Origin of the sequence: Micromonospora sp. NPDC049048, assembly GCF_043197615.1 — a bacterium.
In the GTDB taxonomy this organism is placed as follows: domain Bacteria; phylum Actinomycetota; class Actinomycetes; order Mycobacteriales; family Micromonosporaceae; genus Micromonospora.
On record NZ_JBICTM010000002.1, the window covers coordinates 738,097 to 756,367 of the forward strand.

General features: G+C 73.5%; 18 protein-coding genes. 5 read left to right on the top strand and 13 right to left on the bottom strand.

Going from position 1 to position 18,271, the window contains the following annotated elements; all coding sequences use genetic code 11:
* Positions 1 to 4: 4 nt before the first annotated feature.
* Genes ACGFIG_RS08810 through ACGFIG_RS08825 form a run of 4 tightly spaced genes read right to left on the bottom strand, consistent with a single transcriptional unit; the run spans position 5 to position 5,017 of the window.
* Positions 5 to 2,014 (bottom strand): DUF5941 domain-containing protein, encoded by a 2,010-nt coding sequence (locus ACGFIG_RS08810; protein WP_393000673.1) that lies wholly within the window; start codon positions 2,012 to 2,014, stop codon positions 5 to 7.
* Positions 2,011 to 2,757 carry an ABC transporter ATP-binding protein gene (locus ACGFIG_RS08815; protein WP_393000675.1) on the bottom strand — a complete coding sequence of 249 codons (747 nt, stop codon included), beginning with the start codon at positions 2,755 to 2,757 and terminating at the stop codon, positions 2,011 to 2,013. Before ACGFIG_RS08815 ends, ACGFIG_RS08810 begins: the two co-directional genes overlap by 4 nt.
* Positions 2,758 to 2,759: 2 nt before the next feature.
* The gene (locus tag ACGFIG_RS08820; RefSeq protein WP_393000677.1) at positions 2,760 to 3,587 is read right to left on the bottom strand and encodes an ABC transporter permease; all 828 of its coding nucleotides are present in this window, start codon (positions 3,585 to 3,587) and stop codon (positions 2,760 to 2,762) included.
* A gap of 59 nt (positions 3,588 to 3,646) precedes the next feature.
* Entirely contained in the window at positions 3,647 to 5,017 is a 1,371-nt protein-coding gene (locus tag ACGFIG_RS08825) for an L-serine ammonia-lyase (RefSeq protein WP_393000679.1), read from the bottom strand.
* 314 nt (positions 5,018 to 5,331) lie between these two features.
* On the opposite strand from ACGFIG_RS08825, the gene ACGFIG_RS08830 reads away from it, so the two are divergent.
* On the top strand, positions 5,332 to 5,538 hold the full coding sequence (locus ACGFIG_RS08830; RefSeq protein ID WP_393000681.1) for a PspC domain-containing protein: 207 nt from the start codon (positions 5,332 to 5,334) through the stop codon (positions 5,536 to 5,538).
* A 91-nt stretch (positions 5,539 to 5,629) separates the two neighbouring features.
* On the opposite strand, the gene ACGFIG_RS08835 is transcribed toward ACGFIG_RS08830, so the two are convergent.
* The 6 genes from ACGFIG_RS08835 to pdxH form a co-directional block, all read right to left on the bottom strand.
* A complete protein-coding gene (locus tag ACGFIG_RS08835; protein WP_393000683.1) occupies positions 5,630 to 6,397 on the bottom strand; it encodes a DUF4230 domain-containing protein in 768 nt (255 codons plus the stop codon).
* A 144-nt stretch (positions 6,398 to 6,541) separates the two neighbouring features.
* Positions 6,542 to 6,847, bottom strand: a complete 306-nt coding sequence (locus ACGFIG_RS08840; protein WP_393000685.1) for a type II toxin-antitoxin system VapB family antitoxin — start codon at positions 6,845 to 6,847, stop codon at positions 6,542 to 6,544.
* 199 nt (positions 6,848 to 7,046) lie between these two features.
* Entirely contained in the window at positions 7,047 to 7,649 is a 603-nt protein-coding gene (locus tag ACGFIG_RS08845; protein WP_393000687.1) for a nitroreductase family protein, read from the bottom strand.
* Positions 7,650 to 7,661: 12 nt separating this feature from the next.
* Entirely contained in the window at positions 7,662 to 8,591 is a 930-nt protein-coding gene (locus tag ACGFIG_RS08850) for an aldose 1-epimerase family protein (protein WP_393000689.1), read from the bottom strand.
* A gap of 53 nt (positions 8,592 to 8,644) precedes the next feature.
* Positions 8,645 to 9,952 carry an MFS transporter gene (locus ACGFIG_RS08855; protein WP_393000691.1) on the bottom strand — a complete coding sequence of 436 codons (1,308 nt, stop codon included), beginning with the start codon at positions 9,950 to 9,952 and terminating at the stop codon, positions 8,645 to 8,647.
* Positions 9,949 to 10,578 carry a pyridoxamine 5'-phosphate oxidase gene (pdxH, locus tag ACGFIG_RS08860; protein WP_393001385.1) on the bottom strand — a complete coding sequence of 210 codons (630 nt, stop codon included), beginning with the start codon at positions 10,576 to 10,578 and terminating at the stop codon, positions 9,949 to 9,951. The genes ACGFIG_RS08855 and pdxH overlap by 4 nt, the downstream gene beginning before the upstream one ends.
* A 290-nt stretch (positions 10,579 to 10,868) precedes the next feature.
* On the opposite strand from pdxH, the gene ACGFIG_RS08865 reads away from it, so the two are divergent.
* The 4 genes from ACGFIG_RS08865 (at position 10,869) to ACGFIG_RS08880 (ending at position 15,756) form a co-directional block, all read left to right on the top strand.
* Complete coding sequence (locus ACGFIG_RS08865; protein ID WP_089002315.1) at positions 10,869 to 11,975, top strand: citrate synthase 2; 1,107 nt, start codon at positions 10,869 to 10,871, stop codon at positions 11,973 to 11,975.
* A 324-nt stretch (positions 11,976 to 12,299) separates the two neighbouring features.
* Complete coding sequence (gene serC, locus ACGFIG_RS08870; RefSeq protein WP_393000693.1) at positions 12,300 to 13,427, top strand: phosphoserine transaminase; 1,128 nt, start codon at positions 12,300 to 12,302, stop codon at positions 13,425 to 13,427.
* 187 nt (positions 13,428 to 13,614) lie between these two features.
* The gene (gene sepH / locus ACGFIG_RS08875) at positions 13,615 to 14,694 is read left to right on the top strand and encodes a septation protein SepH (protein WP_393000695.1); all 1,080 of its coding nucleotides are present in this window, start codon (positions 13,615 to 13,617) and stop codon (positions 14,692 to 14,694) included.
* A gap of 75 nt (positions 14,695 to 14,769) precedes the next feature.
* On the top strand, positions 14,770 to 15,756 hold the full coding sequence (locus tag ACGFIG_RS08880; protein ID WP_393000697.1) for an aldo/keto reductase: 987 nt from the start codon (positions 14,770 to 14,772) through the stop codon (positions 15,754 to 15,756).
* Positions 15,757 to 15,769: 13 nt separating this feature from the next.
* Here ACGFIG_RS08880 and thpR read toward each other — a convergent pair whose 3' ends face one another.
* From thpR to ACGFIG_RS08895, 3 genes are all read right to left on the bottom strand, one after another.
* Positions 15,770 to 16,348, bottom strand: coding sequence for an RNA 2',3'-cyclic phosphodiesterase (gene thpR / locus ACGFIG_RS08885; protein WP_393000699.1), 579 nt, complete (start codon positions 16,346 to 16,348; stop codon positions 15,770 to 15,772).
* Between the two features lie 10 nt (positions 16,349 to 16,358).
* On the bottom strand, positions 16,359 to 16,868 hold the full coding sequence (locus ACGFIG_RS08890) for a hypothetical protein (RefSeq protein WP_393000701.1): 510 nt from the start codon (positions 16,866 to 16,868) through the stop codon (positions 16,359 to 16,361).
* A 102-nt stretch (positions 16,869 to 16,970) separates the two neighbouring features.
* Entirely contained in the window at positions 16,971 to 18,254 is a 1,284-nt protein-coding gene (locus ACGFIG_RS08895) for an MFS transporter (protein ID WP_393000703.1), read from the bottom strand.
* Positions 18,255 to 18,271 lie beyond the last annotated feature (17 nt).

Here is an 18,271-nt window from a genome sequence, read left to right on the forward strand (position 1 = left end):
GTCGTCAGCCCGGCGAGCGACCTCCCGCCCCGACCAGGCCCACCGACGCCCGCGCGGCGCGGGCGGGCAGGACGACCCAGGCGAGGACGACACTCCCCACGAAAACCACGAGAAGGTACGAACCCAGTGTAGCCATCCCGATACCCGCAAAACCGGCAATCGTCGCCAGGGCCAGCAGCACCGACCGGCCCTCCCAGCCCAGCGTGGCATCGTGCAGCGGCGGAGCGGACTGCCGCTTCTCCAGCCGCGCCGTCAGGTCGTAGTGGTGCAGGGTGAGCACGAAGACGTACCCGAAGATCAGCCACGGCGGCACGTCGCCGACCACCCCGACCGCGATGGCGAACAGGAACTCGCCCGCCCGCAGCGCGGCCGGCACCAGCCAGTCCAGCGGGCCGTCGTGCGTCGCGCCCGCGCCGAGACCGGCGGCCAGCAGCACCAGCAGCGCGACCGGCACGGCCCACCGCAGGCCCGGGGCTCCCGCGCCGTCGCGGCTGACCAGCGCCGCCACCAGCAGCACCGCCGGACCCAGCGCCGCACCGACCGCCAGCGTCAGCGGACCCACCGGCCGCAGCACCGGCAGGAGCCGGGCCAGCGGCCCGTCGTCGCGGTGCAGGGTGGCGTCGACCGTGGCCAGCACCGGTACCCGCATCCAGCGGGCCCGCAGCGTACGCAGCCCACCGGTGTACGCGAAGGCCAGCACCCCCCAGGCCAGCACCGCGTACAGGCTGACCAGCGGGCCGAACAGCGCCACGGTGATCGCGATCAGCGCCCACCGCTCCCCGATCGGGAAGACCACCGTCCGCTTCAGCCAGTACGACACCGAGCCCGTGTCGGCCTGCACCCGGTTCGAGGCCGCGTTCAGCTTGTCGCCGATGCCGCCGCCACCCGTGCCGACCGCCTTCGGCCGCCGGGCCGCCTCGTCGTGCAGCACGCCGTACCAGGTGTCGGTCATGTGCCGGACGGTCTGCAGGGTGATCGCGGCGATCGCCAGCGCCCAGCCGTACCGGAAACCGGCCTGCGTGGCGCCATAGCCGAGGCCCGCGTAGACGACGTACTCCTTCGCCCGGTCGGCCATCGTGTCGAGCCAGCCGCCCCAGGCGCTGAAGTGCCGGGTGTAGCGGGCGAGCTGCCCGTCCACGCAGTCGAGCACGAAGCCGAGGTAGAGCAGCACCGCCCCGGCGACCAACGCCACCCGCCCGCCCGTGCCGAAGAGCACGGCGGCGGCCACCGCGAAGGCCACCGAGATCATGGTGACGGCGGTGGGGCCGAGCCCGAGCTTCGCCGACGCCTTGGTCACGTACGGCGACCAGGTGCTGACGAAGAAGGTGGTGAAGAAGTCGTCGCGCTCCTTCACCGAGAGCTTCAGCTCCGCCCGGTCCTCGTCGACGGCGGCCACGGCCGCCTCCGCGGCGGCCAGCCCCGCCGGGTCGCCCACCCGGTGCGCGACGAGCAGGCGTACCCGCTGGGCGAAGGTCAGCACGCCGAGCCCGGCGAGGCCGGCGAAGAGCCGGTCCACGGCAGGCCCGGCCGGTGGCGGCGCGGCGGCCGACGGCGCGCCGGCGGGCACCACCCCGGCGGCCGCGCGCGCGGCGGCGGCGAGCGACGGCAGGTCGTCGACGCCGACCCGCACCGCGCCGCCGAAGACCCCGGTGGCCTCGCCGCCCAGCACCTCCGGCGAGCCGGCCCCGACCACCTGGCCGCGCTCCTCCCGCACGGCCGTGCGGCCCTCGCCGGGCGGGTCGGTGAGCACCAGCGCGACCGTCGGCCCGACCGGGCTGGTGGCCAGATGCCGCAGGACGGCGGTGTGCGCGACCAGGTCGGCGCCGGTGACGAGTACCGGCTGCGCGGCCGAGTCGACGAGGGCGGCCAGCTCGGCCAGGTCGGCGGCATGGCGCACCTCGGTCGCCCCGGCGCGCCGCAGCTGGTCGGCCAGCCGGTCGGCGAGGGATTCGCCCGAGCGGGTCGGCAGGCTCGCGGCCGGGGCGTCGGCGGCGAGCACGATCGCGAGCGTCACCGCGGAACCGCGGCGTGGTACGCGTGCAGCGCCTCGGCGATCGTGCCGTCGACGCCCAGCCGGCCCCCGTCGAGGTAGAGCCCCCGACGACAGAACCGGGTCAGATCCTTTTCGTTGTGTGACACCAGCACCAGAGTGCGCCCCTCCCCGAGCAGACGGTCGATCGTCGCATAACACTTCCCGCGGAACTCCTCGTCCCCGACCGCGGTCACCTCGTCCATGAGCAGGATCGGGTGCGGCAGGTGCGAGATGATCGCGAAGCCGAGCCGGACCTTCATGCCGGACGAGTAGTGCCGCACCGAGGTGTCGACGGCCCGTTCCACCTGCTCACCGGCGAACGACACGATGTCGTCGAAGTGCCGCCGCAGGTAGGACGCCGGCAGCCCGTGCAGACCACCCACCAGGTAGAGGTTCTCCCGCCCGGTCAGGTCGTTGGAGAACCCCGCGGAGAGCTCCAGCAGCGGCGCGACGTCCCCGCGCACCCGGATCCGGCCCTCGTCGGGGATGAGCACACCGGCGATCAGCCGCAGCAGGGTGCTCTTGCCGGTGCCGTTGCGGCCGACCACTCCGACGGTCTCCCCGGGCCGGACCGAGAACGACACGTCCCGCAGCGGCCAGAACCGGCCGTCGTCCGCGCCGCGCCGGCCCCGGTGGATGAACAGCTCCCGCAGCCGCAACTGCCGCCGCCGGTTGCGGACGAACCGGATGCCGAGCCCCTCCGCCTCGATGATCGCCTCGGACATCCCTACAGTTCCTTGAGCACGGCGGGTTCGAGCCGGCGAAACGACCACCAGCCGGCGGCCAGCACCAGCAGGCTGACGACGACGGTGGTGGCGAGCAGGCGGGCGTCCGGGAACTCGTCGGGGTACCAGACCGCGTGGTGCAGCTGGAAGACGCCCACCAGCGGGTTCAGCTCGTACGCGGCCTTCAGCCAGCCCGGCAGGTCGGAATCCCGTACGAGGCTCAGCGGGTAGATGATCGGGGTGGCGTAGAAGAGCACCCGGATGATCAACCGCATGAAGCGCTCGACGTCGCGCATCAGCACGTTGACCGCCGAGAGCAGCAGCGCCAGCCCGATCAGCAGGACGGCCTGCACCGTCACCGCGAGCGGCAGGGCCAGCAGCGACCAGCCCAGCTCGACCCGCCCGGACGCGGCGTACCCGACGGCGGCGGCGAACAGGATCGGCAGGCCGGCGGCGTACTCGGCGAAGCGGCCCGTGACCCGGCCGATCGGGAAGACCTGCCGGGGCACGTTCATCGTCGTGATCAGCCGGGCCTGCCCCGTGAGCGCGTTCGTCGCCTCGCTCAGCGCCGAGCTGGTCCACATCCAGGCGAAGATCCCGGTGAGCAGGAACAGCGGGTACGAGTCGGCCGCGTCACCGAGGTGGCGGTTGGTGTCGCGGGAGTAGAGGATCCCGAAGACGAACCAGTAGATCGCCCCCATGCCCAGGGGCTCGATCAGCGACCAGAGGTACCCGAGCACGGACTGCTGGTACTTCACGGCGAGGTCGCGCCGGACGAGGATGCGCAGCGAGGTGCGGTGCGCCCACAACGCCGCGACGCCAGAGGTCACCGCCGCCTCCCGCCTGACCGGACGGACGACAGGCTAGCAGCCGGTGAACGAACGCCCCCTCAGCACTCGATCACGTTGACGGCCAGTCCGCCGCGCGCCGTCTCCTTGTATTTCACCTTCATGTCCGCGCCGGTCTCGCGCATGGTCTTGATGACCTTGTCCAGCGAGACGTGGTGCACCCCGTCGCCGCGCAGCGCCAGCCGGGCGGCCGTGATCGCCTTGATGCTAGCCACCGCGTTCCGCTCGATGCAGGGGATCTGCACCAGACCACCGACCGGGTCGCAGGTCAGCCCGAGGTTGTGTTCCATGCCGATCTCGGCGGCGTTCTCCACCTGCTCGGGGCTGCCGCCCAGCGCCTCGGCCAGGCCGGCGGCGGCCATCGAGCAGGCCGAACCCACCTCGCCCTGGCAGCCCACCTCGGCGCCGGAGATCGAGGCGTTCTCCTTGAACAGCACGCCGATCGCGCCCGCCGCCAGCAGGAAACGCACCACCCCCTCCTCGCAGGCACCGGGCACGAACCGCGTGTAGTAGTGCAGCACCGCCGGGATGATCCCGGCCGCCCCGTTGGTCGGCGCCGTGACGACCCGGCCGCCGGCCGCGTTCTCCTCGTTGACGGCGAGGGCGAACAGCGTCACCCAGTCCATCGCCCGCAGCGGGTCGGCGGGATCGGACTCCGTCTCCAGGCTGCGGCGCAGCTCGGCGGCGCGGCGGCGGACCTTCAGCCCGCCGGGCAGCACCCCGGTACGCGAACAGCCCCGCTCGACGCACTCGCGCATCACCCGCCAGATCTCCAGCAGGCCGGCGCGTACCTCGCCCTCGCTGCGCCAGGAGAGCTCGTTGGCGAGCATCACCTCACTGATCGACAGCCCCGTCGACGCGGTCACATCGAGCAGTTGCGCACCGGTGAGGAACGGGTGCCGTACCCGGGTGGTGTCGGGCTTGATCCGGTCCGCCCCGGCCGCCGCCTCGTCGACCACGAACCCGCCGCCGACCGAGTAGTACGTCCGCACCCGCAGCTGGGCGCCCGCGTCGTCGTACGCGACGAAGGTCATCCCGTTGGGGTGGTACGGCAGCGAACGGCGCCGGTGCAGCACCAGGTCGCGGTCCGGATCGAAGTCGATCTCGTGCGCGTCGAGCAGGCTCAGCCGGCGCTCCGCCCGGATCCGGGCGATACGCCCGTCGACCGTGTCGGTGTAGACCGTCTCCGGGGCCTCACCGGCCAGCCCGAGCAGCACGGCCCGGTCGCTGCCGTGGCCGTGCCCGGTGGCCCCGAGCGAGCCGAAGAGTTCCGCCTGCACCCGTGCCGTGCCGGTCAGCACCCCGTCGGCCTTGAGGCCGGCGACGAAGGTCCGGGCGGCCCGCATCGGCCCCACCGTGTGCGAGCTGGACGGCCCGATGCCGACGCTGAAGAGGTCGAAAACGCTGATCATGGCTGCACTTCCTCGCCGTCGTACCTCGTGGGTCTGCGGCACGGTCGTGGCCGGCCCGGTCGGGGCGGCCGTCCGGCACCCGAGGGGTGTGGGTGCCCGACCGGCGAGCCTACCCGCCCAGCTCAGCCCCTGCCCGTCGATGACGACCCCCACCCGCGACCCGACCGGGTCGCCGGGCGTCGCGACCCGGGATCCCGGGTAACCACCTACGGGTACGGAGGCCGCCGATCCTCCTCACGACTGAGGGCACGGTGGCCACCCCTTCCTACCGTTGAGGACAGAGGCGGCGAATGCCGCAGAGTGGGAGTACGACGATGAGTCGCAAACTGGTCCGCCCCCGTCAGGGGCGCATGCTCGCCGGCGTCTGCGCCGGCCTCGCCCAGCGTTTCGGCAGGTCAGCCGGCTTCATCCGGCTGCTGTTCCTGCTGTCGCTGCTGCTGCCCGGCACCCAGGTGGTCGTCTACCTGGTGCTCTGGATCCTGATGCCGAACGAGGACCGTCACGCCGCCGCCCGCTACTGAGCCCGTCGCACCCCGCCGGACGCGGGGTGACCACCCGAGGCGCCCGCCCCGTCGACCGGGGCGGGCGCCGTCGCGTCGATGGGATCCGCCGTCACGGGGCGGTGTAGGTGACCGTGACCTTCTCGTAGCCGAGGGAACGGAGCAGCCCCTCCAGCATCTTGCGGGTGTTCTCCTCGGCCCGCTGGGTCAGGCCGCTGTCGCGGGCGGCCGTGGTGATCCGCTCCTCGGCGAGCTGGTAGACCTGCTGCTGGCGGTTGGGATCGCCCTTCACCAGGTCGCCGACCCGGTTGAGCAGCCCGCGCTCCTCGGCGAAGACGTAGCTCTTCTCCAGGTCCAGGTTGGTCTTGGCCAGCTGCGGCGCCGGCAGCCTGATCTCCACCGACTTGCCGTCGGCCGACTCGACCACCGCGCCCTCGGAGATCTTGGCGAAGTCGACGTAGGCCTCCACGCTGCCCGCCCCCACGAAGAGGGTGCGCTGGTTGAGCAGCCAGTCGGGCACGTTGCGCCGGTCGTTCTGGAGATCGACGACCACCTGGAAGTTGCCCTCGGCCGCGACGTAGCGGCTGAGATCCTGGATCGACTTGAGCAGCGGCGGTTGGCTGCGGTCGGTCTGCTCCTTGGTGAACGGGTTGCGGAACTCCGGCAGCAGGCCGGTCGCCTGCACACCGAGCAGCACCACCACCGCCAGCGCCGCCGCGCCGAGCACCCAGAGCAGGCCGCGCGCGGGCCCACCCGCCGGCGGTGGCGCATCCGGCTCCGCCGGCTCCGTTGTGACAGCCGACCGCTCCTTGAGCGCCTCGCCGGTCGGGTAACCGGGGAACTCCCTGGTGGGTTCGTTGATGTCGCCGTCGCGGGCCATGGCCCTCACCGTCCTTGTCAGACACGTCGTCTGAGGATGACGGTACGGCTCCGGTGCGACAGCCGCTCGCCGAAGCACGCCACCGGGCGCGACCGCCGCGCCAAACCCGCGAATACGCAGGTCAGAGCGGGTCGGACGGCCGGCTCACTCGATCGGGCCGGAGAGGGCCAGCACCCGGGCGTGGATCTGGTTGCGCTGTTGCAGCGCCGCCCGCAGGGCCCGGTGCAGCCCGTCCTCGAGGTAGAGCCCGCCGTTCCACTGCACGACGTGCGGGAAGAGGTCGCCGTAGAAAGTGGAGTCCTCCGCGAGGAGCTTGTCCAACGCGAGCTCGCGCTTGGTGGTGATCAACTGATCCAGGCGCAGCGGCCTCGGCGGAATCTCCGCCCACTGCTTGAGCGTCAGGTTGTGCTCCGGGTAGGGACGCCCGTCCCGGACCGCTCTGAAGATCACGACGGCACGCTCCCCTCCCCCTGGCCGGCCGACCCACGACACCGGGTCGGGTCGCGGCGCGGCACCGCGACCCGCGGCACCGATGACCGTGCCAGCGTAGCGGGCTGCAGCACACCGCGTTCTGCTCCCTGATGTCAGTTTCACTACCCACCGTCCGGTCCGCCACCGGACGAAAGACCCGACCGGGGATTCGGCACCGTCAACTCCACCTTCCCCGGCGGACCACCTCGTCCACCGGGCGGCGTCCCCGGCGCAGCGACGGTGACCGATGGTCGGGCGCACGATAACCCACCGTGACGGCCCCGACGGGCTCGTACTCGCCCGGCACCCCGAACGCCTCCCGGTACGCGTCGAGGCGCTGCGCGGGGATGCCGAAGAAGCACGCCCCCAGCCCCTCGTCGACGGCCGTCAGCAGCATCAGCAGGGCGGCGAAGCCGGTGTCCACGTACCAGTAGGGCACCGGCCAGCGCTCCGTCGAGCGGTCCGCCCAGCCCTTGTCCGGTTCCGCGTACCGCTCCAGGTAGGCCGACCGGTTCGCGTGCGGGACGACGATCAGCGGGGCGCGGCGCATCCCCGCCAGCCACCGCTCCCGGCCGCCGCCGCCCGGGGTGGTCGCCGCCCAGAACCGCTCCCGGTCCTCCGGCGCCTCCAGCACCAGGAAGCCCCAGCCCTGGGCGAAGCCGGCCGACGGCGCGCGGACCGCGTGGTCGAGCAGCCGCTGCACCACGTCGGGCGGGACGGGCCGGTCCGGGTCGTAGTTGCGCACCATCCGGCGCCGCCGGACCACCTCGCTGAACTCCATGCGCTCCCCCGCTCAGGCCCCGGGCCGTACGCCCCAGACACCCCGCCAGGTCGCGCCCGGCTTCAGGGTGATCACGTCCCGGCCCGAGCGGAACGCGTCCGGCGGGCAGGTCATCGGCTCCAGCGCCACGGAACGGCGACGCCGCTCGCCGGGCAGGGCGTCGCCGGTGAACACCTGCCACCAGCCGAACTCCCGGTCCGCCCAGATCCGCACGCCCGAGGCGCCGTCGGGGGCGGCCAGGCTCACCACCGAACCGCCGTCGTCGTCGCGGATCACGTCGCCGAAGCAGAGGTCGAGCCGGGCACCGCCGATCCGGCGGGGGCTGGTCCAGTCGTACTCGGTGCCGGCGACCGGGGTGCCCCCGATCGGCAGCAGCCGCCCGTCCACCTGCAACCGCGTCCGGGCCGGCAGCCGCATCGCCAGGTCGTCCACCGCCACCCCGGGCACCCGCAGGTACGGGTGCACCGCGAAACCGAACGGCGCCGGCTCGCCGCCGAGGTTCGTCGCCTCGTGCTCGGCGCGCAGCCCGTCCGGACCGACGCTCCACCGGGTACGCAGCCGCAGCGGCCACGGGTAGCCCGGCTGCGGGGGCAGCTCGTAGCCGACCGTGACCGCCTCGGGCGACTGCTCCACCAGCTGCCACGGCACCCAGTTGACCAGCCCGTGGATGGCCACGCCCCGCTCCGGCTCGCTGAGCGTGAGCTGCAACGACCGCTCGCCGAAGGTGTAGCGCCCGTCGCGGATCCGGTTCGGCCAGGGGGCCAGCACCTGTCCCGCACAGCCGGGGCAGAGCTCGTCGACGTCGTACCCGTCGAGGTGGTCGGTCCCGTCGTGCCGGTATGTCCGGACCCCACCGCCCACCTCCACGATGACGGCCTCGTGGCCGGCGGCGGAAATGGTCCACTGCGCGCCCGAGGGCGGGCGCTGGTCGGGGGTGTCCATGCGGGGGACCCTAACGGTTCGCGCCCCGTCGTCGCTCGCCCCGACCCGACCGGTCACGCTCGGTCACCGTCCGCCGAGGTCGCCGCCCGGTAGCGCAGCAGCGCCGGGAACGCCACCGCGAGCAGCACCGCGAGCGCCGCCGAGATCAACCCGCCGCTGACCCAGGCGACGCCACCGCCGAGGCCGGCCGCCACCGCACCGGCGCGCAGGTCGCCCAAGCGCGGGCCGCCGGCGATGACCACCGTGTTGACGCCCATGAGCCGCCCACGCATCCGGTCCGGCGCGTAGACCAGCAGCATCGACTGCCGCAGCACCGCGCTGACCAGATCGGCCGCCCCGGCCACCGCGAGCAGCAGCACCATCAGCCAGAGCTGGCCGGCGAGCCCGGCCGCCGCGATGGCCAGCCCCCAGCCGACCACCGCCACCACCAGCACCAGCCCCTGCCGGCGCAGCCGCCCGATCCAGCCGGAGGTCAGCCCGCCGAGCATCGCGCCCGCCGCGATCGCGCTGTAGAGCCAGCCGACCGCCGCGCCGCCGCCGAACCGGGACTCGGCGATCTCCGGGAAGAGCGCCCGGGGCATCGCCAGCACCATGGCGATCAGGTCGATCACGAAGGAGAGCAGCAGCACCGGCGTGGTCGCCAGGTAGCGCAGCCCGTCGACGATGCTGGCCAGCCCGGCCCGCCGCGGGACGGCGTCCGGGGCCGCGTCCGGATCGGGTTCCGGCGGCATGGCCGGCAGCTTCACGGTCGCCCAGACGGCCACCAGGTAGAGCACCGCGTCGGCCGCGTAGGCGATCGGCAGGCCGAGGTCCGTGCCCCACCAGGCGAAGATCAGGCCGGCGGCCAGCGGGCCGAACACCGAGGCCGCCGTGTAGGTGGTGAAGTTCAGCGTGGTCGCCGCCGGCACCAGGTCCGCCGGCACCAGCCTCGGCAGGATCGCGTTGCGGGTGGGCGAGCTGATCGCGAAGGCGACCGACTGCACCGCCACCAGGACGAGCAGCAGCAGCGGGCTGCCGACGCCGAGCACCGCCTGCACCGCCAGGCCCAACGTGGCGACCCAGAGCACCACGGCGGTCGCCAGCAGCACCTTGCGCCGGTCGTACGCGTCGGCCACCGCGCCGCCCCAGAGCCCGAAGACCAGCAGCGGTACGAACGCCGCGATCCCGATCAGGCCGACCCAGAGGGAGTTCTCGGTCAGCGCGTACATCTCCACCGGCACGGCGACCGCCGTGAGCTGGATGCCGAACATCGCGATGCCGTTGCCCAGCCACATCCGCCGGTACGCCGGCACGGCCAGCGGGCGCACGTCGATCGCGAAGCTGCGCAGCCGGCCCGGCCGGGGGCTCTTGAGCTGGGTCACGGCGCCAGCCGCTCGACTGCCCACTCCCCGGCGCCGGTGAGCCGGAACCGCAGCCGGTCGTGCAGTCGGCTGACCCGCCCCTGCCAGAACTCCACCGACTCCGGCCGCACCCGCAGCCCGCCCCAGTGCGGCGGCGCGGGGATCGGCTCGACCTCGGCGAAGCGCTCCGCCGCCGCCCCGTACGCCTCGTCCAGCACGGCCCGGTCGGGGATCACCCGGGACTGGGTGCTGGCCCAGGCGCCGAGCTGGGAGCCGCGCGGCCGGCTGGCGAAGTACGCCTCCGTCTCCGCCCGGTCGACCCGCTCGGCCCGGCCGGCCACGACCACCTGCCGGTGCATCGCGAACCACGGGAAGACGAGGCTCACGTACGGGTTGACGGCCGCCTCGGCGCCCTTGCGGGACTCGTAGTTGGTGAAGAAGACGAAGCCGTCGGGGTCGTACCCCTTCAGCAGCACGGTCCGGGCGCTCGGGCGGCCCGCGGCGTCGGCGGTGCCCACCACCATCGCGTTCGGTTCGGGCAGCCCGGCGGCGACCGCGTCGGCGAACCAGCGGGCGAACTGGCCGTGCCAGTCGGCGGCCAGGTCCGCCTCGGAAAGGCCCAGCTCCGAGGCGTACTCGTTACGCATCGACGCCGGCCGGGCTGTGTCCCCCGTCACGTTCCCCCTCCTCTTCGTCGGTCCGGTCGACCTGCTGCGACGCAGGCCAGAGCGCACCGCACCGCACAGTGTCACCGACGCGATCCGGCCCACCCGAACCGGGGATGTCGTGTGCGGCACAGTCCCGGTGGGTCGCGGATCCGGTTACCCAGCAGGCAAGATGTCACGAACACTTACCTGAGGGTCGCCTAAGGTGTTCGCCCGGCTGGGCCGGGTCCGGAGCCCGGGGCGGGCGCGCCGAGCAGATCCAGGAGAGCGACATGGCCGATTTCAAACCCGGACTCGAGGGCGTCGTGGCTTTCGAGACCGAGATCGCCGAACCCGACCGCGAGGGCGGCGCGCTGCGCTATCGCGGGGTCGACATCGAGGATCTGATCGGCCAGGTCTCCTTCGGCAACGTGTGGGCGCTGCTGGTCGACGGGCGGTTCGGCCCGGGCCTGCCGCCGGCCGAGCCGTTCCCGGTGCCGGTGCACTCCGGCGACATCCGGGTGGACGTGCAGTCCGCGGTCGCGATGCTGGCCCCGTACTGGGGTCTCAACCAGCTGCTCGACATCTCCGACGAGCAGGCCCGCGAGGACCTCGCCCGGGTGTCGGTCACCGCGCTCTCCTTCGTCGCCCAGTCGGCGCGCGGCCTGGGCCTGCCGGCCGTGCCGCAGAAGGAGATCGACAAGGCGTCCACCATCGTCGAGCGCTTCATGAAGCGCTGGCGGGGCGAGCCCGACCCCCGGCACGTGAAGGCCGTCGACGCCTACTTCATCTCGGCCGCCGAGCACGGCCTGAACGCCTCCACCTTCACCGCCCGCATCGTCGCCTCCACCGGCGCGGACGCCGCGGCCTGCATCTCCTCCGGCATCGGCGCCCTCTCCGGCCCGCTGCACGGCGGCGCGCCGTCCCGCGTGCTCAGCATGCTGGAGGCGGTCGAGCGCAGCGGCGACGCCGAGGGCTACGTCAAGGGCGTACTCGACCGGGGCGAGCGGCTGATGGGCTTCGGCCACCGCGTCTACCGCGCCGAGGACCCGCGCGCCCGGGTGCTCCGCCGCACCGCCAAGGAGCTGGGCGCGCCGCGCTTCGAGATCGCCGAGGCGCTGGAGAAGGCCGCCCTGGCCGAGCTCCAGGCCCGCCGCCCGGACCGGGTGCTCGCCACCAACGTCGAGTTCTGGTCGGCCGTGGTGCTGGACTTCGCCGAGGTGCCGGCGCACATGTTCACCTCGATGTTCACCTGCGCCCGGATGGGCGGCTGGAGCGCGCACATCCTGGAGCAGAAGAAGCTCCAGCGGCTGGTCCGCCCGTCGGCGCGCTACGTCGGTCCGGGCACCCGCAAGCCCAGCGACGTCGAGGGTTGGGACGCCATCCCGCACGGCGTCTGAGTTCGTGGAAGGAAGGGCCCCCTCCCGACGCCTCGCGCGCAGGGAGGGGGCCCTTCCGCGCGTTTCGGGGCGGGCGGGTGCGACACCGGTGCGGCGCGCATGACGTCTCCGGCCCCTGGTCGGGGCTGTGGTGGACGCCTCACCACCGGCCGTGGGACCAGCGGTCGAAGCGGCCCGCCCGGGTGGGAGGATGAAGGCCGGCAGTGTCGCCGGACCGGGCCCGGGTCCCGGCCGCGTCGTGCGCCTGAGCGCGCGTCCGCCGTCGATCCGCGCCCACCTGAACACCGGGCCCGCCCTCGCCCATGCGGAAGGATCTCGACAACCGTGGCTGACGCACCGACCATCCGGATTCCCGACGACCTCAAGCCCGCCGACGGGAGGTTCGGCTGCGGGCCGTCCAAGGTCCGTCCGGCGGCGGTCTCCGCCCTCACCGAGGTGGCGACCAGCTACCTGGGCACGTCGCACCGGCAGAAGACCGTCCGTGACCAGGTGGCCCGGCTGCGCCGCGGCATCAGCGACTTCTTCTCCCTCCCCGAGGGCTACGAGGTGGTGCTGGGCAACGGCGGCACCACGGCGTTCTGGGAGGTCGCGACGTTCGGCCTGGTCCGGGACCGGGCCCAGTTCGCCAGCTTCGGCGAGTTCGGCGCGAAGTTCGCCAAGTCCGTCAAGGACGCGCCGTTCCTCGGCGAGCCCACCATCCGCAAGTCGGAGGCCGGCAGCGCGCCGACCCTGACCGCCGAGGCCGGGGTGGACGTCTACGCCACCCCGCACAACGAGACCTCGACCGGCGTCGCGGTGCCGATCAGCCGGGTGGCGGGCGCCGACCCGGGCTCGCTGCTGCTGGTCGACGCCACCTCCGGCGCCGGCGGCCTGGACGTCAACGTCGGCGAGACCGACGTCTACTACTTCGCCCCGCAGAAGTGCTTCGGCTCCGACGGCGGCCTGTGGCTGGCCCTGATGTCCCCGGCCGCGCTGGAGCGGGCCGGCGAGATCAAGGCGTCCGGCCGTTACATCCCCGCGTTCCTCGACCTGGTCACCGCGATCGACAACTCGCGGCTGGAGCAGACCTACAACACCCCGGCGCTGGCCACGATCTTCCTGGCCGCCGAGCAGACCGACTGGATGAACGCCCAGGGCGGCCTGGCGTGGGCGGCCAAGCGCACGGCCGAGAGCGCCGCGATCGTGTACGGCTGGGCGGAGCGCTCCGAGGTGGCGACGCCGTTCGTCACCGACCCGGCGCTGCGCTCCAACGTGGTCGCCACCATCGACTTCGCCGACTCCGTCGACGCCACCGCGATCGCGAAGGCGCTGCGCGCCAACGGGATCGTGGACACCGAGCCGTACCGGAAGCTGGGCCGCAACCAGCTCCGCGTCGCGCTCTTCCCGGCCGTCGAGCCGGCCGACGTCGAGGCCCTGACCGCATCGATCGACTACGTGGTCGAGCGACTCTGAGTCGCCATCACGGTCGGTGGCCGTCGGCCGCGTCGGCGGCCACCGACCGTGATCATCGTCGCAGCTCAGTCACGACATGCGGGTGTCGCATCCCCCACCTGCGGACAGATGCGCGTACGGTGGTGCGAGGACGCCCGGGTGGCCGGCTCGTGGCGTGACGGCCAGCGAAGCGGGACGGAGGCAACGCATGCGCCCAGTACGCTTCGTCGCCCTCTCCGAGGACGGCCAGGCTCTGGTGCTCGCCGACGAGGTCGGGCGCCTGCTCGCCCTGCCCATCGACGAACGGATCGCCGGCGCGTTGCACGCCGAGCCCGGCGCCCCGCCGCTCGCCGTGGCCCCGGCGACCTCCGCCGACCCGGTGCCCTCGCTCTCCCCACGGGACATCCAGGCGAAGATCCGCTCCGGCGAGTCCGCCGAGGACGTCGCCCGGATCGCCGGCGTGCCCGTCGACCGGGTGCTGCGCTACGCCGGCCCGGTGCTCCAGGAGCGGGCCATGCTCGCCCAGCACGCCCGCCGCACCCGGCTCAAGGGCGCGGAGAAGCCCACCCCGCTCGCCGAGGTGGTCAACGGCCGGCTGGCCCAGCACGGGATCGACACCGAGAAGATCTCCTGGGACGCGTGGCGCCGCGACGACGGCACCTGGCGGATCGTGGCGACCTGGCCGTCGGGCAAGGCGACCGCGCAGGCGATCTGGGATCTCGACAAGACCCGGCAGGCGGTCACCCCACACGACGACATGGCGCAATACCTCTGCGCCGAGCGGCCCACCCCGATCCTCGGCCAGGAGCCGGCGCCGGAGCGGGGCGGCCACGCGCTGCCCGGCCCGTCGCGCGGTGAGCCGAGCCGGGGCGGTCACGGCCTGCCGGCAACGGCCGAACCCCGTCCGGGCCGCGACCCGATCCGGGCCGGGCGCGACGCCCTGCTCGCCTCCCTCGACCGTCCGCTCGGCTCGACCTCGGGCCGCGGGCTCGAACCCCGCACCCCGGCCGCCCTGGCCGGGTCGGACACGCCGCGGCAGCGGCCGGTCGGCGGCGGGGCGGCGGCGCTGCTCGGCGGCGGTCAGGGTTCCGCGTTCGACGACGACTCGGACGCGCCCAAGGAGGTGCCGGCCGTGCCGTCGCTGGCGGTGCTCCGGCCCCGACGCACGGGCGCGCCGGCGGCAGCGGCCGGCGAGTCGGCCGACGCCGGCGGCAAGCCGCGCAAGCGCCTGCCGAGCTGGGACGACGTGCTGTTCGGCAGCGGCCCGGCGGCCCGCGAGTCCTCGTGACCGCATGACTCCGGCGACGACCCGTCGCCGGAGTCATGCGAGGCACCCGGAGTCCCGCCGTGGCAGGGTGGCCCCATGGAGTACACGAATCTCGGCCGTACGGGCCTGTCGGTCAGCCGCCTCTGCCTCGGCACGATGAACTTCGGGCCGCAGACCACCGAGCCGGACAGCTTCGCGATCATGGACCGGGCTCTCGAACACGGGATCAACTTCTTCGACACCGCCAACGTCTACGGCTGGCAGACCGGCGAGGGGATCACCGAGCAGATCATCGGACGCTGGTTCGCCCAGGGCGGGGGCCGGCGGGAGAAGGTGGTGCTGGCCACCAAGGTCTACGGCAAGATGGGCGAGTGGCCCAACGAGCAGGGCCTCTCCGCCCGGCACATCGTCCGGGCCTGCGAGGACTCGCTGCGCCGCCTCCAGACCGACACCATCGACCTCTACCAGATGCACCACGTCTCCCGCAGCACGCCGTGGGAGGAGATCTGGCAGGCCATGGAGACCCTGGTCGCCCAGGGCAAGGTGCTCTACGTCGGGTCGTCCAACTTCGCCGGCTGGCACATCTCCGTGGCGCAGGAGGCGGCGGGGAAGCGCCACTTCCTCGGCCTCGTCTCGGAGCAGTGCATCTACAACCTGATGACCCGGCACGTCGAACTCGAGGTGGTGCCCGCCGCGCAGCATCACGGGCTGGGCATCATCCCGTGGTCGCCGCTGCACGGCGGGCTGCTCGCCGGGGTGCTGCGGAAGATGGCCGAGGGCGGGGCGGCACGCGGCGCCAGCGGCCGGTCCGCCGACGCGCTCGCCGAGCACCGGCCGACCATCGAGGCGTACGAGAAGCTCTGCGGCGACCTCGGTCACGACCCGGCGGACGTGGCCCTCGGCTGGCTGCTGTCGCGGCCCGGGGTGACCGCACCGATCATCGGGCCGCGCACCGCCGACCAGCTCGACCGTTCCCTGGGTGCCCTGTCCGTCGCGCTCGACGAGGACACCCTCACCCGCCTCGACGAACTCTTCCCGCCGGTCGGCAACGGGGGCCCGGGCCCGGAGGCCTGGGCCTGGTGACGGGTCAGACGGGTCAGACGGGCCAGGCGGCCAGGCGCTCGTAGGTGGGGCGGGGCCCGGGGTGGCTGCGCATCAGCACCATCTCGGCGGCCGACCACTGGGGGCCCTTGTAGCTGTCGAGGGCCGCCACGTCGGCCGCCACGTCGAGCGGGGACACCCGGTCGCCGGGGCGGGCGATCGTCAGGTGCGGGCGGAACGGCTTCTCGTCGTACGGCAGGCCGGCCTGCCGCAGCCGGGAACGGATCAGTCGGGCCAGCATCAGGACCGGCTCCACCTCACCCCGCAGGTCGACCCAGAGCACGGTGGACCGGTCCTGGCCGAACCGCCCGCCGCCAGCGAGCCGGAGCCGGGGCGCGGCGTGGCGACCGTCGCGCGACCGCTCGCCAGCGAGGCCGAGCGCGCTCTCCACGGCGACCAGCCGGTCCGCCTCCACGTCGCCCAGGAAGGCGAGGGTGATGTGCGCGTCGGCCGGGTCGGCGAGCCGGACGTTGATCCCGGCGGCGGCCGCCGCGCCGACGCGCAGCCGGGCGACCTGGGCGCCGAGGTGCGCGACCACCTCGGGCGGCGGGTAGAGCGCGACGAAGAGCCTCACGCGCCGCCCCTCAGCGGTGACGCTGCTGGTGGCCGGCGCGCGCGGCGGGCAGGGTCAGCCCGGCGGCGTGCAGCAGGCCCTCCACCCGGACCCGTTCCAGCTCCAGGTCGACGCCCACCAGCTCGGCCAGGTGCTCGGTGAGCCCGAGGGCGCGGCAGGCCAGTCGGAGCCGGTCGTCGTACGCCTGGAGGATCATGCCGTGCCAGACGAGCTGGCGGCCGTCGGAGCCGACGCCCTGGCCGCGCAGGCGGCGCAGGTCGGCGGCGAGTTCCTCCAGCGGGCGCCGGTCGGGCCGGTCGAGGCCGGCGAGGTCGATGTCGCGGGTCAGCGCGTCGGCCTCCACGGCCCGGTTCAGCCGGGCGATGGTGCGCCGCTCCCGCCGGCGCTCGCGCCACTCGGCGTAGCCGCAGGCGACCCGGTCGATGACCTCGTCGGCGCAGAAGACCAGGGCGATCACCGCCGGCAGGCTGGCCACGGCGACGAAAGCCAGGATCAGCAGCAGCGCACGACCGGGCTCCACGTATCGACGCTAAGCCTCTTTCCCCCTTACCGCTACCGCTTTCGTGGCATCCACGCCATCCGCCGGGTGGGGCGGGTTCGTCCCACCCGGGCCGCGGGGCGTTCAGCAGTCGGCGGAGGTGACGTAGAAGCGCGGCATCGGCAGGATGCGGAAGCGCAGCCGGGCGCCGGAGCGGCGCAGCTGCCAGGTGAGCGCGACCAGGATGGTGGCCAGCGAGATCAGCCCACCGATCCAGATGCTGGCGCCGGCGCCGTAGGTCTCGGCGACCCAGCCGATGAGCGGCGCCCCGACCGGGTTGGTGCCGAGGAAGACCAGCACCCACAGGGCCATCACCCGGCCGCGGAAGGCGGCGTCCGTGCCGAGCTGGACCCGCTGGTTGGCCGCCTGGGCGAAGAAGACCATGAAGAAGCCCGTCGGCAGCAGCAGCGTGACCACCATCCAGTACGCCGGGGCGAGCCCCACCAGCGTGCCGAAGCTGGCGCAGCCGACCCCCGCGCCGAGCACCAGCCAGACCGACGGGCGGCTGCGCCGCCCGGTGCCGGCGAGCGCCCCGACCAGCGCGCCGACCGCCAGGGCGGTGCTGAACAGCCCGAACGAGGCGGCACCGGTCTGGAACACGGTCTTGGCCAGCGCGGCGAGGGTGAGCTGGAAGTTGAACAGCGACATGCCGATCACCGACATCACCGCCATGGGCAGCAGCAGGTCGGGCCGGCGCCAGACGTAGCGCAGGCCGTCGACGACCTTGGCCGACGCCCGCTCGTCACGCGGCGGCAGCGCCTCCCGGTGCAGCTCGGTGGGGCGCATCCGGATCACGGTGACCAGCGGGGCGATCGAGCTGAGCGCGGTGAACAGGAAGACCGGCCCGACGTCGAAGGCGGCGATGGCCAGGCCGGCGACGGCCGGCCCGACGATCCGGGCGGAGTTGAACACGGCCGCGTTGAGCGAGAGCGCGTTCGGCAGCAGCGGCGTGCCGACCAGCTCGGAGACGAACGCCTGCCGGACGGGGGTCTCCACGGCGTTGGCGACGCCGAGCAGGGCCGCGAACGCGAAGACGTGCCAGAGCTGCACGAGGCCGGTGATCACCAGCAGGGCCATGCCGAGCGCCAGCACGGTCCAGAACGCGTTCGCGGCGAAGAGCAGCATCCGCTTGTCGTAGCGGTCGGCGAGCCGCCCGGAGAGCAGGGTGAGCAGCAGCACCGGGGTGAACTGGAGCGCGGTGACCACGCCGAGGGCGGTGGCGGAGTTGTCGGAGAGCTCGAGGACCAGCCAGTCCTGGGCGATGAACATCATCCAGACGCCGATCAGCTTGATCAGCTGCCCGGATGCGAAGAGCCGGTAGTTGCGGACCTGTAGGGACTGGAACATCGTGCTCAGCTTCGCCTGCACTCTAGGTGCGCCTCCTC